The sequence below is a fragment of the Streptomyces chattanoogensis genome (assembly GCF_001294335.1).
Lineage (GTDB): Bacteria > Actinomycetota > Actinomycetes > Streptomycetales > Streptomycetaceae > Streptomyces > Streptomyces chattanoogensis.
Map to the genome: position 1 here is coordinate 49,649 of NZ_LGKG01000156.1, position 16,271 is coordinate 65,919.

Annotated in this window: 15 protein-coding genes and 2 pseudogenes; 5 read left to right on the top strand and 12 right to left on the bottom strand. The window is 69.8% G+C overall.

Features of this window, described 5'->3' with window-relative positions; genetic code table 11:
* Positions 1-32: 32 nt before the first annotated feature.
* Entirely contained in the window at positions 33-1,502 is a 1,470-nt protein-coding gene (locus tag ADL29_RS27730) for a sodium:solute symporter family protein (RefSeq protein WP_053926316.1), read from the bottom strand.
* Between the two features lie 331 nt (positions 1,503-1,833).
* On the opposite strand from ADL29_RS27730, the gene ADL29_RS27735 reads away from it, so the two are divergent.
* Positions 1,834-3,441: a PucR family transcriptional regulator gene (locus tag ADL29_RS27735; RefSeq protein ID WP_053926317.1), complete on the top strand. Its 1,608-nt coding sequence runs from the start codon at positions 1,834-1,836 to the stop codon at positions 3,439-3,441.
* 2 nt (positions 3,442-3,443) lie between these two features.
* Here the strand turns inward: ADL29_RS27735 and ADL29_RS45530 are convergent, their stop codons facing one another.
* The gene (locus ADL29_RS45530) at positions 3,444-3,902 is read right to left on the bottom strand and encodes an ATP-binding protein (RefSeq protein ID WP_425424288.1); all 459 of its coding nucleotides are present in this window, start codon (positions 3,900-3,902) and stop codon (positions 3,444-3,446) included.
* Positions 3,847-4,134 (bottom strand): annotated as a pseudogene (locus ADL29_RS45535) (flavoprotein); the annotation flags it as partial. The pseudogene ADL29_RS45535 and the gene ADL29_RS45530, both read right to left, overlap by 56 nt.
* Before the next feature lie 691 nt (positions 4,135-4,825).
* Between ADL29_RS45535 and ADL29_RS27750 the strand changes: the two are divergent.
* Both ADL29_RS27750 and ADL29_RS27755 read left to right on the top strand, forming a co-directional pair.
* Positions 4,826-6,688 (top strand): ABC transporter ATP-binding protein, encoded by a 1,863-nt coding sequence (locus tag ADL29_RS27750; RefSeq protein WP_053926320.1) that lies wholly within the window; start codon positions 4,826-4,828, stop codon positions 6,686-6,688.
* Positions 6,689-6,801: 113 nt separating this feature from the next.
* Positions 6,802-7,056, top strand: coding sequence for an NUDIX hydrolase (locus ADL29_RS27755; protein ID WP_053926321.1), 255 nt, complete (start codon positions 6,802-6,804; stop codon positions 7,054-7,056).
* Here the strand turns inward: ADL29_RS27755 and ADL29_RS27760 are convergent.
* Both ADL29_RS27760 and ADL29_RS27765 read right to left on the bottom strand, forming a co-directional pair.
* A complete protein-coding gene (locus ADL29_RS27760; RefSeq protein ID WP_053926322.1) occupies positions 7,026-7,304 on the bottom strand; it encodes a helix-turn-helix domain-containing protein in 279 nt (92 codons plus the stop codon). The two genes, ADL29_RS27755 and ADL29_RS27760, sit on opposite strands and share 31 nt — an antisense overlap.
* Positions 7,305-7,361: 57 nt before the next feature.
* Positions 7,362-8,354, bottom strand: coding sequence for a GlxA family transcriptional regulator (locus ADL29_RS27765; protein WP_053926323.1), 993 nt, complete (start codon positions 8,352-8,354; stop codon positions 7,362-7,364).
* Positions 8,355-8,406: 52 nt separating this feature from the next.
* Here ADL29_RS27765 and ADL29_RS27770 point away from each other — a divergent pair, with 52 nt between their 5' ends.
* Complete coding sequence (locus ADL29_RS27770) at positions 8,407-8,811, top strand: cupin domain-containing protein (RefSeq protein ID WP_053926324.1); 405 nt, start codon at positions 8,407-8,409, stop codon at positions 8,809-8,811.
* A gap of 155 nt (positions 8,812-8,966) precedes the next feature.
* Here ADL29_RS27770 and ADL29_RS27775 read toward each other — a convergent pair whose 3' ends face one another.
* The 3 genes from ADL29_RS27775 to ADL29_RS27785 form a co-directional block, all read right to left on the bottom strand.
* The gene (locus ADL29_RS27775) at positions 8,967-9,629 is read right to left on the bottom strand and encodes a hypothetical protein (protein ID WP_053926325.1); all 663 of its coding nucleotides are present in this window, start codon (positions 9,627-9,629) and stop codon (positions 8,967-8,969) included.
* A 1-nt stretch (position 9,630) separates the two neighbouring features.
* On the bottom strand, positions 9,631-9,861 hold the full coding sequence (locus ADL29_RS27780) for a MoaD/ThiS family protein (RefSeq protein WP_063788552.1): 231 nt from the start codon (positions 9,859-9,861) through the stop codon (positions 9,631-9,633).
* Positions 9,862-9,939: 78 nt separating this feature from the next.
* Positions 9,940-10,860 carry a thermonuclease family protein gene (locus ADL29_RS27785; RefSeq protein WP_053926327.1) on the bottom strand — a complete coding sequence of 307 codons (921 nt, stop codon included), beginning with the start codon at positions 10,858-10,860 and terminating at the stop codon, positions 9,940-9,942.
* Positions 10,861-11,113: 253 nt separating this feature from the next.
* Here ADL29_RS27785 and ADL29_RS42940 point away from each other — a divergent pair.
* A pseudogene (locus ADL29_RS42940) lies at positions 11,114-11,329 on the top strand (transposase); the annotation flags it as partial.
* A gap of 12 nt (positions 11,330-11,341) precedes the next feature.
* Here ADL29_RS42940 and ADL29_RS27790 read toward each other — a convergent pair.
* The 4 genes from ADL29_RS27790 to ADL29_RS45540 all read right to left on the bottom strand — a co-directional run bounded on the left by ADL29_RS27790 (position 11,342) and on the right by ADL29_RS45540 (position 15,056).
* A complete protein-coding gene (locus tag ADL29_RS27790) occupies positions 11,342-12,565 on the bottom strand; it encodes a cytochrome P450 (RefSeq protein ID WP_053926328.1) in 1,224 nt (407 codons plus the stop codon).
* A gap of 18 nt (positions 12,566-12,583) precedes the next feature.
* Entirely contained in the window at positions 12,584-13,978 is a 1,395-nt protein-coding gene (locus ADL29_RS27795; RefSeq protein ID WP_053926329.1) for an NAD(P)/FAD-dependent oxidoreductase, read from the bottom strand.
* On the bottom strand, positions 13,975-14,214 hold the full coding sequence (locus tag ADL29_RS27800) for a ferredoxin (RefSeq protein ID WP_053926333.1): 240 nt from the start codon (positions 14,212-14,214) through the stop codon (positions 13,975-13,977). Before ADL29_RS27800 ends, ADL29_RS27795 begins: the two co-directional genes overlap by 4 nt.
* 683 nt (positions 14,215-14,897) lie before the next feature.
* Positions 14,898-15,056 carry a hypothetical protein gene (locus tag ADL29_RS45540; protein ID WP_245689659.1) on the bottom strand — a complete coding sequence of 53 codons (159 nt, stop codon included), beginning with the start codon at positions 15,054-15,056 and terminating at the stop codon, positions 14,898-14,900.
* Positions 15,057-16,271 lie beyond the last annotated feature (1,215 nt).

The following is a 16,271-nucleotide window of genomic DNA, read 5'->3' on the forward strand; positions in this document are numbered from 1 at the left end:
GCGGACGGTGACGGAGGCTGTCGGGTGCGGCGTCAGGCGGCGGCGAGCTCCGCGGTGGGGGTCTGCTCCCCCGCCAGGCGGTGGCGCCACGCCTCGACGACCGCTTCCTCGGTCGGCTTGGTCGTGAGGCTGACCGTTACGTAGGCGACGAGGCTGGCGAGCAGGCCGAAGTAGATCGGCTCATTGGCGAGGAGCCCGTGCGTCACCATCAGGGTGATCACTGTGATGCCGCCTGCGATCATCGAGGCCAGGGCACCCTGAAGGTTCCCTCGCTTCCAGACCAGGCCGCCGAGGATGGGGACCAGCAGGCCGCCGACCAGCAGGTTGTACGCAACGGTGAGGGCTGCCAGCACGTCGCCCAGCAGGCAGGCGATGACCATGGACGCCACACCGAGGATGGCGATGGCGAGCCGGTTTTCGCGGACCTCGTCGCGGTCCTCCAGGTCGGAGGCGACCTCGGTGGCGTGGTGGCCGCGACGGCGCAGCCGGGCCCAGACGTCGTTGTTGGCCACGGTCGCGGAGGCGATCAGGGCGCCGCTGGCGGTGGACATCATGGCGGACAGGGCGGCGGCCAGGACCAGGCCCTTGACCCCGACGGGCAGGGCCCGCTCGACGATGGTGGCGAACGCCTGGTCGGGGCTGCCCAGGTGCGGATAGAGCACCTTGGTGGCCATGCCGATGACGGCTCCGGCCAGGGCGTAGACGAGACAGTAGACGCCGGCGACGGTGCCGCCCCAGGCGGCGACCTTGTCGTTTCGGGCGGTGAAGACCCGCTGCCAGATGTCCTGCCCGATCAGCATGCCGAAGGTGTAGATCAGCACGTAGGTGAAGATCGTCTGCCCGCCGATGGAGGTCGGTGAGAGGAATCCGTGCGGCAGCCGGTCGGCCATGGCGGAGAAGCCGCCCGCCTTGACCACCGCGATGGGCAGGAGAAGGACGAGCACGCCCACGCTCTTGATCACGAACTGCACCATGTCGGTGAGCGTGATGGACCACATGCCACCGAGCACCGAGTAGCCCACGACGATCGTGCCGCCGAAGACGATCGCGGCCCAGCGCGGTACGTCGAACAGCACGTCGAAGACGCTGGCATAGGCGATCGTGGAGGTGACGACCAGCATGAGGGTGTAGATCCACATCACGACGCCGGAGATCACGCTGGCGGTGCCGCCGTAGCGCAGGGAGAGCATCTCGGCGACGGTGTAGACGCGCAGCCGGGCGATCCGGGCGGAGAAGAAGATGCTCAGGGCCAGCAGCCCGAGTCCGATGGCGAAGACCATGGCGGCGCCGGAGACACCGTAGGTGTAGCCAAGGCGGACGCCGCCGATCGTGGAGGCGCCGCCGAGGACGACGGCGGCCATGGTGCCGGTGTACATCAGCGGGCCCAGCCGCCGCCCGGCGACCAGGAAGTCGCTCTTGGAGGCGGCGCGCTTCTTGCCCCACCAGCCGACGCCGACGATGCCCAACAAATATCCGATCATGACGAGGTAGTCGACGGCCATCAGGTCCTCCGATTCGCTGCGGCCCGGGTGCGGTGCGCCGAGCCGCCGAGTGGCTGCTGTTGAGGGGAGACAGCGGCTGCGCGCCGGTCACGGTAGGGGCGGCACGCGGCAGTGCTGAGGAAAGGGGAGAGGTGGAGAGTGCTGCGCTGCCAGGGCTGGGGTGATGTCCTGTGAGTGCTGCGCTGCCAAGGCCGGGGGTGCCCTGCTGTTCATGTGACCGTATCGGCCCTTCACACTGGTGCTGAAGTGCTGGATTTATCCAAGATGGAGGCATCCGTTGGATGAATCCGGCACTCCTGCGGAGGCTTCCGGGTTGGGAGGATCTCTCCTCATGAGCGAGACCATTCAGCCGTCCGTCCGCCTCAGCGCGCTGCTCGCCGACCCCGGACTCGGCCTGAGCCAGGTCGCCGGGCCGGCCGACGACCGCCTCATCGGCACGGTCGGCACCACCGAGATCGAGGACCCCACGCCCTATCTCGTCGGCGGTGAACTCCTCCTCACCGCGGGGGTCCGTCTCCCGCAGGACGCGGAGGGCATCAACACCTATGTGGCACGCGTTGTCGCCGCCGGAGTGGCCGCACTCGGCTTCGGCGTCGCGCCCGTGCACCAGGAGATTCCGCCCGAGCTCGTCGCCGCCTGTGACCGCCACGGACTGCCACTGCTGCGGCTGCCGCCGGACACACCCTTCGTCGCCGTCGGCCAAGCCACCTACACCGCGATCGCCGAGGCCCTCAACCGCGATCTGAGAGAGATCTCCAAGGCGCAGTCGGCTCTCACTTCCGCCGCCGCCCGCCCTGACGCGCTTCAGGCCGTACTCAACCAGCTCAGCACCCATACGGGGGCCTGGGCGGCCCTCTTCGACGCCCAGGGCAACGAACTGTTCAGCGCGGGCCCCCGGCCCCCGGAACCCACCCCGCGACTGCTGCGCGACCTCGCCATACGCACCACCGCCCGCTCCACCCGAGACCACGCGAAGGGCAGACCCCCACCCCCGGCGGCAGCAGCTGACCACATCGAAGGCGTCCACCTGACCGTCCACACCCTGCCCCGCGCGGACAGCACCGCCACCCCACTGGTCCTCGGCCAGGCCGCCGTCTCTCCCCCGACCGTGGTGCACCGTCAGATCACCGGCGTGGCAACGGTCCTGCTGTCCCTGCTGACCAGCCCCCGCCACGCCCTCAGCACGGAAACCCGAAGCGTCGGCGCACTCGTACGGCTCATGCTCGGCGCCGCCCCTGCCGAGGTGGCGGCCGCGCTCGCGCCCGCCGACGCATCGAAGGGCGACCATTGGATCGTCGTCCACGGCCGCCACATGGCCACGTCGGCGCGGCCCCACCCTGCATCCCGGCCCGGCGGAGACCCGGCCCAACTCGCAGCTCTGGCCACCGCGCTCGGCACCCCGTATGTGCACATTGACGGCGCTCACTTGCTGGCGCTGACCCCCAGCACGCCCGAAGCCTCGCCAAGCGCCCCCGAACTGGCCGCTGTTCTCGGATGGACCCTCGGCTTCAGCGCGCCCGTACCCGCTTCCGACCTGCCCCGCGCCGACTCTCAGGCCGAACGGGCCCTGCAACGCGCGATCGCCGCCGAGGCACCAGCCGTCATCCACAGCAGCGAGGCGCTCACCGTTCACGCCCTCATCTCCCCCGACGACGCCCGAGAGCTCGCCCGTTCCCGCTTCGCTCCGCTGGCCCGAGCCGGCACACCGGGTGCCTCGGCCCTCCTCGAGACCCTGCGAACCTGGCTGACACTTCACGGCAGCTGGGACCGCACCGCCGCGGTCCTGCAGATCCATCGCAACACCGTGCGCCACCGGCTCGCGCGGGTCGCCGAACTCCTCGACGTCGACCTCCAGGACCCGGGTGTCCGCATGGAACTCTGGTTCGCCCTGCACTGGCTGCCCGACGAGCAGACAGAAGAGGGCCAGACGTATCCGTGAGGTCACCGGCGTGGCAGGTAGCGGGTGCCCCAGCGCTCGGCGAACCGAGCGACGGGGAACAGACCCCGGCCGCCCTCGTCGGTGGTGGCCGCCCGCCGCATGTGCGGGGAGGTGCTCCTACCGTCCGAGACCTCGCAGATCAGGTTGCGGTCCGGGTCGTGCAGCATGCGAACCCGGACCGGCTGGGTGCCGTAGCGGATGGCGTTGGTGATCAGCTCGCTCCGGGGCCACGGCGCCTCGGGATCGCGGTCCGGCCCGTTGGCCAGGGCTGCCCGCAACTGCTCCAGGCCCCTGCCCATGTCACGGTCGCGATCCGCGACAAGCCCGTCGGTGCAGAGCACCAGCCGGGAGCCCTCGGGCACCAGGATCTCGGCGGTCGCGACGGGCAGGCCGGAGCCCGCGCCCGAGAGCGGTGAAGGCGGAGGCGCCGGAACCGATGACGACGGTGCGCTTGCCCGCATGGCGAGCGCGTACGGCGGGATCCTTGAGGTCGGGGGCGCGGCAGGAGATGCGGTCGGTGGCGGTGCGCTCGCCCAGGGCGGGGAGGCCGTCTCCGCCCAGCGGGCCGGGAACGGTCCAGGTGCCGGAGGCATCGATGACAGCGCAGGCGGTGATGCGCTCCTCGACGCCGTCGGCGTGCTGCACAGAGACGGTGAAGGGCTGGTCCTCGCGGCCGACGTCAACGACGCGGTCGCCGCGCGGTTCCAGCACAACGCTGAGCTCGTCACCGCCCCCGGATCGCCGCTGCGCACTTCCCACCCCACTGGCCAGCTCCTCCGCATCAACCTCTCCACGCAGCCAGAACGGCTCGCCGCTGGGCTCGGATTGGTCACTCACCACATCCACGCCCGCAACCCGTGCCCGGGAGCGCATCACAACCCTGTCAATCAAGCCGCCGCAATACCTCAAAGGAGTGATTTGAGTCGTTCGAGTACCCACGAGTGCACACAGGCCAATGACTGCACGACCTGAGTCGACGATTGGAACTTACGTTCACTATTTGCCACCGAAGTGCCCGTTACGGGGGCGGGATCGGCGCCGTTCTTAGAGCACCTGTACTCATCAGCGACTCTCCTGGAGTAACCGTGCATCCCGTAGCCGTCCCCGTGACCGCCTCTACCGATATCGAACATCGGCAGCTGGGCACCCACCTGCCCACGGGCCCCTTGGGGCGCTTTGTTGACGCTGCCCTCCGCAGTGCCCGCTGCTCATCACGCCCGGATACGGGGTGGGCAGTATGAGCGAGCCCACCGATGCATCAGCCGACAACGTGCCGGGGCCGCGCACCACCCAGCTGCCGCCCCCGTCTGCTCCCGCGCCGCTGCCTGGCGGACCGCAGGACGGACCGGACGTTCCGCCTGAAGCCGAGCAGCCGGGGCCGCAGATGCGGTACGTCGACCTGACGGGCAGCCGTGAAGCGGCCGGCCGCTCGATCCGGATGCGCGACATGGCCCGGCGTCTACCGCAGTTGGTGCGCCGTTCGCTGGCTCTCGCCTGGCGCGTCGACCGCCGAGCGACCGTCGGCCTCCTGCTGTGCCAGGCCGTCGCCGGCGTGATGCAGGCCCTCGGCCTGGTCGCCATCAGCGGCACCCTGACCGCGCTGCTGACGAGCGGTGACGTCTACCACCGGCTCCTTCAGGCGTGGCTTTCCGTGGTCCTGCTGGCCGGCGCAGCAGGCGTGCGCGCGCTCCTGGGGATCACCGTCAGCTGGCTGTCTTCCCGGCTGGGCCCGCTGATGTCGCGGGAGGCCGAGCAGATGCTGCTCACCGGCTGCGCCGAGGTGGAACTGTGCGCCTACGACGAGCCCGACTTCAACCGCGATCGCGAGGCCGCCGACCGCGGAGCACAGGTCACCGGGGACCTGATCGACGAGGGACAGGACCTGATCGCCTCGTCGGCCTCCTTCCTCGCCGGGGCGATCGTGCTGGCCGGGGTGCACTGGGTACTTCTCCCGCTCCTGGTAGCGGCCAGCCTGCCGCAGGCACTGGCCCAGGTCAGCGCCGCCAGGGTGCGCTACCTGGCGAACCTTCGCAGCAACGGCGACAACCGGATGCTGTCGGTGCTGCGCTGGCACATCTACACCAAGGACGCCGCCGATCAGATCCGCGCCGGCACCATGGCCGCGTTCCTGTCCGGCCGGTACCGGCAGACGGTCGCCCGGATCAACCGCGAGGACCGGGCCGCGGCCGACAAGGGGGCCTGCATGTCCCTGGCCGGTGCGCTGTGCGGCGGTCTGGGATCGGCGGTCGTGTGGGCGGCAGTCGTGTGGCTGCTTGCCACGAGCCGCATCAGCGTCGGGCATGCCGGGACAGCCGTCTTCGCTCTGCAGACGGTGGGGCAGTCGGTCCGCGGACTGGTGGCCGTCGGGGCGCGAGCCGTGCGCACGGGGCTTTACATGGACGACTGGAGCGGGTTCCTTGACAAGGCCGGCGGCTTCCGCATGCGCCGGGGCACCCACCGTCCCGAGCCTCCGAAGCAGATCGAGATCAAGTCGGTCACCCACCGCTACGCCGGCAAGGACCGGGACGCGCTCTCCGACGTCTCGCTCACCTTGCGCCGGGGCGAGGTCACCGCCCTGGTCGGCTTCAACGGCTCGGGGAAGTCAACGCTGTCGAAGCTGGTCAGCGGCCTGTATGTGCCCACGGACGGGCAGGTGCTGTGGGACGGCACCCCGACCGGCGACGCCGACCCGCAGGCGCTGTGGCAGCAGGTGGCCCTGGTACCGCAGGACTACGCACACTGGCCCCTGACGGTGCGCGAGAACATCACCCTCGGGCAGCCCTCGCCGCGCGGCGACTCGGCGGTACTTGAGGCGTGCGAGGCCGCCGGCGCCGACGAGGTCGTCGACAGGCTCGGCGCCGGTCTGGGCACCCTCCTCGCCAGGGAGTGGCTCAACGGGGAGGAGCTGAGCGGCGGTCAGTGGCAGCGCATCGCTCTCGCCAGGGCATTCTTCCGGAAGGCGGGGCTGCTGGTCCTCGACGAGCCGACCGCGAACTTGGACCCCCGCGCCGAGTACCGGATCTTCCAGCGGCTGCGGGGGCTGGCGCGGGACCGGGCGGTGCTGCTGGTGACCCACCGCCTCACCAACGTCGCCGTGGCCGACCGGATCGTGGTCCTCGACGAGGGCAGGATCGTGCAGGAGGGCAGCTACCAACAGCTCGCCCAGCAACCGGGCCTGTTCCAGCAGTTGCTCTCCTACCAGGTCACCTCCGATCCAGATGCCGAGAAGCATGGGACACGCACATGAGCCGTCCCGGTGTCCCTTCAGGAAGCCCAGACGTGGTGGCCCTGCCTACGGCCACGTACCCCTTCGGCCGACCCGCACCCGCCCCCTGTTCCATGAACTCCCGAGGTGATGACGTGCCGCCCACCCGCTCCCACATCCGTGCGACCGTCGAGACCTACCTCGCCCGACACCCGCAGGAGCGGGAGGCCCTGGCCGAGCTGCTGGTTGTCCTTGACGGCACCGGCGATCCGTCCAGCCGTGCAACGCTGCCTGGTCATGTCACCTGCAGCGCGGTCGTCATTGACCGTGATCGGCGGGTGCTGCACATCGGCCACAAGGCGTCGGGGCTGCTGCTCGATCAGCGCGAGGGCATCGCGGTGCACTGGTAGTACTTGGCCCGACGGCGGATGTCGGCGTCGGTGGCATGGGGACTGTGGTGCGGTGCGCCAGAACGGTCGCGCGGGCCCTCGATGCCCTCCTCCTGGTGGCCCCGCTGCCACTTGTAGAAGCAGTTGCGGCTGATGCCGTAGTACCGGCAGGTCAGCGAGACATTCCCAGTGACTTCCTCGGCGTGGCGCAGGACCGCCGGACGTCGCGGTGCCTGGCGATCCTGCTGCTGTTGCGGTGAAGGGGACATGGCGAGGTCCGTCGTAGTCGGAGATCCATGTGTCACCAATGTCCGGCAGTTTTATACCTAGCCCGTACCCGTGCCGAACCGCCGCCGGTACGCCGACGGCGCCAGCCCCGTCTCGCGGCGCATCAGCGCGCGGAGATTGGCGGCGGTGCCGAGGCCGCTGCGCCGTGCCACCACCTCGAAGCGTGCCTCACCCCGTTCGATCAGCCGGCATGCCAGGGCGAGCCGTTCCCCCGTGAGCCACGCCAGCGGTGTCGTGCCCAATTGCGCGCGGAAGCGGCGATGCAGTGTCGCCGGACTGACACAGGCGCGTGCCGCGAGGTCGGACACGGCGAGCGAGGAGTCCAGGCGTTCCTGTGCCCATGCCAGGACCGGGGCCAGGGACTCGTCCGGCAGCTTGGGCACCGGGCGCTCGATGAACTGCCGCTGTCCGCCGTCCCGGTGTGCCGCGAAGACCAGCCGCCGGCTGACGGAGTTGGCGACCTCCGCGCCGTGGTCGCGTCGGACGATGTGCAGCCCGAGGTCGAGGGCGGCCGCGCTCCCCGCGGCGGTGAGGATGTCGCCGTCGTCCACGAACAGCACGTCTTCTTCGAGCCGTACGGCAGGGAATCGGGCCCGGAAGACGTGCGCCCACTGCCAGTGCGCGGTGGCCCGACGCCCGTCGAGGACTCCGGCCTCGGCGAGGGTGAAGGCGCCGCTGCAGAAGCCGACCAGGCGCGCACCGCGCTCGTGCGCCCGTCGTACGGCGTCGAGCACGGCCGGTCGGCGGGGTACGTCGGTGTCGGGCCGGTTGGGGACGATCAAGGTGTCCGCCGAGTCGGCGGCGTCCAGGCCGGCGACGCCCGTGAGCATGAAGAACCCGTCCCGCATCGGCGTGAGCGGCTCGGGCGAGCAGAGACGGAAGTCGTAGAGTTCGCGGCCGAGTTCGGGCCTGGACAGGCCGAAGACTTCGGTTGCACAGCCGAGCTCGAAGGGGTTCGAGTTCTCGTCCACGATCACGACGACCCGATGCGGGGCCACCGCGCACGTCTCCTGCGAGGAATCTTGCGCCATATGCGATTCCTAGCACTCACGCCGACCCTGCTCAACCGGCAAGGATTCCCCCATGAGCCCCAAGAGCAATGAACCGATCGCCCTCAGCGAAGCCCTGGCCTCCTTCGACGCCCTGTGGAGCCCCCGCATCGTCACGCACGTCAACGACTACGACGTACGCATCGCCAAGGTCGAGGGCGAACATCTCTGGCACGCCCACGACGACACCGACGAGTTCTTCCTGGTGCTCGACGGGGAGCTGTACATCTCCTTGCGCGAGGCCGCCGGGGAGCGCACGGTCCGGCTCCCCCAAGGGTCGGTCTTCACCGTCCCCCGGGGCACGGAGCACAAGCCGTACGCTCCCGCCGGCGCCGCGATCCTCGTCTTCGAGCCCACCGGGACGCCGACGGTCGGTGACCGTCATGACGAGATCCCCGACCATGTCGACGCGACCACGGGGCATGCACTCGAATCCTGAGCGACACCCACCGGCGGCCGGCGAGGACGGCGGCGGAGGACGCTCCGCCGCCTGCCGTCACAGGGTGTGACGGCTTTGCCTTGACACCCCGGCATACGAGCGGCGATGGCGGCCGTCGGACCGCGTCGAGCAGTTCCCACACCTGCAGATGCCGCTTATCGCCGGTTGCCGCGTGGATGGCGGGTGCGAAGACGGATCGGTTCCCGTCCGGAGTGCGGTGAGCGTGGGTGAGAGTACGGCAGCGGTCGAAGACGAACAGGGGGCGCTGGAAGGAAGCCATGTGACTGCGGACCGGTGCTGCTACGGCCTGGCGGACGGCGTCGGCAGGCAGGCAGGCCGGGTATGCCGAAGGTGCGTTCGCGGGCGGTGGTGGCCGGCTCGATCATCCCGATGAACGACCACCGGTCGGCCACTTCGCAGCGGCTGCGGGTCAGCGAGTGGGCAGACAGGCTGTCAGGATCGGCGACGGTCAACACGCGCAGGACCAGACGAGCCCGGGCGGCCGGACGGTCATCGGTCCGGTAGTCCAGCGTGATGCCCAGCCATTCGCCCCTGACGCTGGCAGTCATCCGTACCCCCACGTCCAGCCAGGGAGCGTGAGCAAAGCAAAGGTCCGGCGCCACGTAGTCCAGGCGCAGACTGCGCACGACGACGGCGGTGCCGTGCTTGTGCACGAGGGCGGGAAAGGGCACCAGGTGTTCGGCGAGGTAGCGGGCGAAGCCGTTGATAGCCAGATCCGACAGGGCGCGGGGCCGCAGCTGCAGCGGGCTGAACTGGGTGGTCCACAGCGGTTCACGGAAGACGGTCTCGCTGGCCATATCAACCCCCCGCAATGGCCGTGCGGAACTCCACCCGGTCGCTCTCCGCCAGCGGGGTGTCAAGGGAAGCGTCGGTGAGCTGTTCGCCGTTGAGGAAGACCTGATGAGTACGGCGGATCCGTCCATTGCCATCGCGCAGCACCCGCCGCACCTGAGGATGGCGCTCTTCGAGCCACTCCAGGGCAGCACCGAGGGTGTCGGCCTCGATGGGGAAGGCGCGCTGGTAGTTCACCAGACGCAGCAGGACACCGCTGAAGTGCTGGGCCCGGGGCCTCGGAGGTCGCGCCGGAGGCCCCACTTCCAGGTGGTCTCAGCGCGTGCGGCTTCCGGTGAGCCGTCGCGACGGTGTCAGGTTGAGATGGCCGACAGCCTCGTTCACGTCCTGCGGCCAGAGCCACAACCGGTAGATCGGCGGGACCCGGAAGTAGTCCTCCGGACCGTGTAGTTCACGATTGCGCATATCTGCGCAGTACCGCGTCCGCCAGGAGAATTCCTCGCCGGGCTCCAACTTTTTCCCCTCGGCCTTCTTCTTCGTCACGCCATGAAGCTTTTCGAGGGCCCGATACTCGTAGGCGAGCAACGTGAGAGGATTCTTCCAAATCCCCTTCTTGTCCTTGACAGCCTTGTCGGCGGACTTGAGGAAGAGCGGAAGGTCGAGTTCGCCGGGGAGGGAAGGGTAGATGGCGAAGGGTGCCGCCCACCCTGCGGTGATGAGATCGAGGTTGAACGTCGGCCTCTTCTCCCTCGGCAGAGTGTCCAGTTCCTTCTTCGAGTAGTTCGGAGCGATGTAGGCGAGCAGCCGGTTGTTGTCGTCGAAAAAATCGTCGGCGGTGCGGATGAAGATGCCGCGCTCCTTGCCGGGGTCCCTGCCCTCGGCCAGCCTCTTCTTGATGTTCTCCGTGTTGAACGTGGCTGCCGCCGTGCCCTGATCGAACTGCAAGCTGCCCGCCTTCCCCGTCTCGATCTTCGGCAGCAGGAACTCCGCGAGATCGTCGGAGATGGGTGCGATGCCGTCCCGCATCCACGCAGCCAGTTGTGTGAACTCCTCGTCGACCCTCTTGGCCCCCTCAGCGGTATCCGCTGTTGTTTCGGGAGTGTCGACCGACAGCATGCGGATCGGCATCTCGACGTACGGCGTGTCCCCGTCGTGTACGTGGGCCAGGGCGCGCGAACCCAACGACGGCAGGGATACCCCGGCAGGCGTCCAAAGGATCTGTACAGGGTCGGTCACGGGCTTGTCGTCCTTCCCTACGATTCGCCTCCGGTCCCCCGGCCTCCGGCTTCTCCCCCACAGCGTCACGCCGTGCCCCGAACGCCGCAACTTCGTCCGACCGAGCATGGCGTCAACGCCAAACCACCAACGCTCCGGGACACCGGGCGGCACAGCACAAGGCCGGCGGCGCTACACCTACGCAGATCAGACGGCGGTCAACTCGGCATGGCCCACACGGGTGACCACTGCAGCCATCCCGACGCCCCCTTGCGACCTTCGCGATCTGCTGAGCGCCGCCCACCAGCAGCTCGGCGGGCCCATCGGGCTTGTCCGGGACAACCTGAACGTGCACAAGGACGCCCGGAGGCGTGCGTTCATCGACGCTTGCGGCTGGCTCACCGCTCACCACCTGCCGCCGTACGCCCCCGACCTCAACCCCGTCGAGGGGATCCGGTCCCTGCTACGGCGCAGCTGCCAGGCCAACACCACACCTACAGGCTCAGCAACCGCCGTTCTGCTCGACGAGCAGATGGATCGGCCCGCGCAGCACGGGGCTGCGCCGGTACGGTGGCGGGTCGGCGACCAGTCTGGGCCGGTCCAGGCGGCGTACCAACTCTCCCAGCGCGATCTGAGCCTCCCGTCGGGCCAGCGGGCCGCCGAAGCACAGGTGGATGCCGCTGCCGAAGCCGAGGTGCTGGTTGTCACGCCGGTCGGGGTCGAAGCGGTCCGGATCGTGGAAGCGGTCCGGATCGCGGCTGCCCGAGGCCAGCATCAGCATGATCTGCGAGCCCTTGGGAATGACGGTGTCGGCGACGGTGACGTCGCTGTACGCCGCCCGCCAGGGAATGATGTGCACGGGCGGCTCGTAGCGCAGCAGTTCCTCCACCAGCGGCACGATCAGATCGGGGTCGCCGCGCAGTCGTTCCAGGATCTGCGGGTGGCGCAGCAGCGTCAGCATGCCGTTGGCGATGAGGTTGACGGTGGTCTCGTGGCCGGCGATCAGCAGCAGGTTGGCGGTGCTGATGATCTCCTCGTCGGTCATCCGCCCGTCCGGCCCGTCGTCGTTGGCCAGCCGGGACAACAGGTCGTCGCCGGGACGGCCGTGACGTTGTGCCAGCAGCCCGCCGAGGTACTCGTGCAGGTCCTTGCGGGCCTGCACGCCGTTCTCGAGTTTCTCCTTCGGGTCGGTCCTGGGGTCGTAGTCGATCGCATTGATGAGGCCGTTCACCCACACGCGGAACCTCGGTTCGTCCTCGCGTGGCACGCCGAGCAGGTGGCAGATCACCGTGACGGGGAACGGGTAGGCGAGGTCGTCGACGATGTCGATCTGCTCCTTGCCCGTGAAGTCGTCGATCAGACCGCCGACGGTGGCGGTCAGGGCGGGTTCCATGGCGGTCACGAGCCCCGGGGTGTGCGGGGGGCCGAAGTGGCGCATCGCTATCCGCCGCAGGCGGTCGTGCTCGGGCGGGTCCATGTTGATGAACGACGGCGTGGTCGCGCCCTCGGCCGAGGGCATCGGATGCGACATGTTGCGGACGTCCGAGCTCAGGTGTGGATTGTGGAGGATATCCGCGAGCTCACGATATGTGCTGATGACGTAGCTGCCGTCCTCCTGCCGGGCGACCGGCGTTCTGCGCAGCTCGGCGTAGAGCGGGTACGGGTCGGCCCGGGAGGAGTAGTCGAGGATCCGGTGCAGCGTGTCGGGCGTCTCGGTCGTGGTCATCTCGCTTGCCTTTCCCTCCTACCGGTGGTGCTGGTGCGCGGCCGTGACGCGTCGCTCGCCCGGGTCGTGTCCGGTGACGACCACGGTGGCGCCCTGGGCGAGCAGGGTGGGGCCGGGGAAGTCGACGGGCACCGGTTTCGTGTCGACGGGCTGGTCGGGCGTGGCGCAGGGCGGCGGGAAGGGCGCGGCCGTCTCGATGAGTTGCCGGTAGTGGTCCAGCCACTTCGCGTTGTTGAAGGTCACCGCTGCGGTGACCCGGCCCTGGTAGCCGTATGCGGCGACGAAGCGGTGGTCGGTCACCGACCCCTGGGTGACGACCACCTCGTCGGCGAAGGTCGGCACGCCGACGGACTTGATGTTGACGCCGAACTGGATCGACCAGAACCGCGGGATGGACAGGTGGGGCCAGCGGTCCGCCTGGCCGTGGACCATGTTGTGGGCGGCGACCTGGGCCTGCTCCACGGCGTTGGCCCAGTGCTCCAGGGAGATGAGCCGGTACTCGTAGACCGGGTTCGGGCAGCGCGCCACGTCCCCGGCGACGAAGACGTCGTCGGTGATCAGGCCGTTGAGGTCCATGGCACGGCAGCCCGTGTCACAGGCAACGCCCCAGACACCCGCGGCCAGTCCGGAGCCCTGCAGCCACTCGGTGTTGCGGATGCCCCCGAGTGCGACCACCGCCACGTCGGCGTCGACCGTACTGCCGTCGTCGAAGTGGGCACGGCGAAACCGTCCCTGCGCGTCGCCCTCCAGCCGGGTGACCTTGACGCCGCACCGCAGGTCGACACCGTGAGCGCGCTGCAGGTCCGCCGCCACCTCGCCGATCATCGCGCCGAGCGCCCCGACCAGCGGGTACGGCGCGAGTTCGGCGACGGTCACCGGGATGTTCCGCTCCCGGCAGATGGAGGCGATCTCGGAGCCGGTGAATCCCGCCCCGATGACCAGCACCCGGGAGGGCCCGGCGGCGAGGGCTCGTTGCAGACCTTCGGCGTGCTCGCGGGTTCGTACGACGAACACTCCGTCCAGCGCCGCCTCGCTCTCCACGAACCAGGGCCGGGCCCGTACGCCGGTGGAGATCAGCACCCGGTCGAAGGGGACCTCGCGTCCGTCGGCGAGACGCACATGGTCGGTGGCCAGGTCCAGCCCGCTCGCGGGCACGCCCAGCAGCCACTCCGCGTCGATGTCACGACGTCGCGGCAGCGTGGTGCCCCCGGCCGGCACCCACCCCGTGAGCACCTGCTTGGACAAGGGGGGACGGTCGTAGGGTTCGCCCAGCTCGTCGCCGATCATCGTCAGCGATCCGGTGAAACCCTCGTCACGCAGGGACTCCGCGGCCCGCAGTCCCGCCAGCGACGCCCCGACGATCACGATGCGGCCGCCGCGCCGGAACGCGCGCAGGTTGTCGGCGCTGGTCATGAGCTCGCCGCCGCCACCGGTACGTCCCGCTCCTCCGGCCGCCCCTCCAGGAGGTCGACCAGAATCGCCTGGACCGGGCAGGCCGCCGCGGCGCGCAGCACCCGGTCCCGCTGGGCGTCGTCGGGGTCGGGGTCGTACATCAGCGCTTCCTCGCCGTGCATCCGGAACGCGTCCGGAGCCAGGAAGGCGCACTGCGCATACCCTTCACATCGGGAAAGATCAACGACAACTCGCATCCCGACCTCCACAGGGGCTGCAAGCTGCGGACTCCGAAACCGGCGCTCCCTGTGCCCGCCTCTGCGAACCGCTGGGCGGCGCACCGCGCTTGTCGGGTCTCCGCAGGAGGAATTGGGTGATCACGAGAAGGAAAAGGAAATGGGTGATCGTGAGAAGGAATCCGTCGTCACACAAAGGCGGGGCGACCGTCGTCGGTAGAACCGCCTTAAGATCCCGACGTTTCACCCCATCAGCGTATGCCGCGCGCACATCGCCCGCACCCCCGGAGGCCGGCTGCGCAAGGCCCGGCCGCGTGCGACCGATCGGCGCAATCCGCCCGCGCCCGGCGTGTGGCGCGGCTGTCGTGATGATTCGGTGTCGAGAGGAGTACCGGCAGGAGCAGGAGGTTTCCCGATGGCCTCTGACCAGCCCGTTCCCTCCCGTCCCACAACGCCGCGGCCTCTCTCCGAAGCGGCCTTCGGCGACCTGTACCGCCGGCTGCGGAGCCGGACCCGGGATGGTGGGGCGGATCGGCGTGGCGCGCTGGACCGGCTGACGCCGGAGCGGATCGGCGTGGCGCGCTGGACCGGCTGACGCCGGAGCGGGTCGTGGCGGCTGCCGCCGAGGTCAGGTACGGGCGCACCGTGTCGCTGGCCGCGACCGTCGAGACCCGGACCGGTCCGGACAGTCCGGAGCCCGCGTCTCATCGGATGACGGCTCCCCTGCGCGGGGAGACGGAATCGTCGGCCGGGGTGTCCTCCTGGACGACCCGCGCATGCGCGGGGTGCAGTGGCTGGAGCCCGGCGACCAGGTGACCGCCGAGGACCTCGCTCGCCGCGGCCGAGACCGCCCAGCGGACCACGGTCGGACCGGGTGACCTGCTGTTCGTACGGGTAGGGCACCGTCTGCGGCGCCGGACCCTCGGGCCCTGGCCCTGGGACGTGACACGGGCCCGTGCGGGCCTGCACCCGACGGCCATGGACTTTCTGGCCGAGCGGGGCGTGTCGGTCCTGAGCTCGGACGGCAACAGCGACGCCGCGCCCAGCGCGGTCCCCGAAGTCGGGTTTCCCGTCCATGTACTGGCCGTCAACGCCATGGGGCTGCATCTGCTGGACTGGCTGGACTTCGAGGACCTGGTGCCGGTGTGCGAGCAGCAGGGGCGCTGGCACTTCCTGTGCGTGATCGCCCTGCTGCGGCTCCCGGCGGCGACCGGCTCTCCGAGCAGCCGCGCAAGCCCAGCTCCCACGGTGGACTTGCCGGACCCGGACACACCCATCACGATCACCACGCGCGAACCGCCACCGTTTCGGCCGACGGTCCTCCCGGACCTGGGGACGGCATACATGACTCCACTGTCACTCGCGCTCCCCGGCCGGGGCGGCCGACGTTTCCGAGATCACCGGGGAGCTTGGCCCCGAGCTGCAGGATGCCGATGCCAGGGTCTCCCGCACACACCAAGGGAAGGCGCAGCGGGGACCTGTCGGTCGACCACGGAGGACCACCTGGCCGCCACTCGATCCGTCCATGTCCGCTGCAGCGAGTTGGACCTGAACCTCGCCGACGCGGTGAACCCGGCGCCGCCCACGGACCACTGCCCCGACGCGATCCTCATCCTCGACCGGCACGACTTCCGGGCGGTGCGCCCGTTGGGCCTCCGCAAGGCATTCCGGGTGCTGCCCGTCGGCCAGGTGCTGAAAGTCCCGGCCGCAGAAGGAACTTGGGCGTCCGACGCCTTCAAAGAGGAACAGGTGGCTCGGCCCCACGGAGGATCGGCAGCGGGGCGGACCAACGCTTCACCTGGCAGCGCCACCCCGTATGAGGGCCCCGTGGTTGTCGTGGCGCGGCCGGGGGGCCTGCGCTGTGCGACGGGCTACCTCAGGCAGGGCCGCTCTGCCGTACGGGCCACCTGGTCAGCGGCCCGCATCCGGAACCTCACGCGGGACGGACGCAGCCTGGTCTCCGGACCGAAAGACCCAGCCGGCGGTGGTGGCCAGGGTACGCACGACGGTCGCGCCGGCGAACACGACCGAGGAGACCGGCCGTCCCATCCATCGCGTCAGATCGCCTCGCAGGTCGG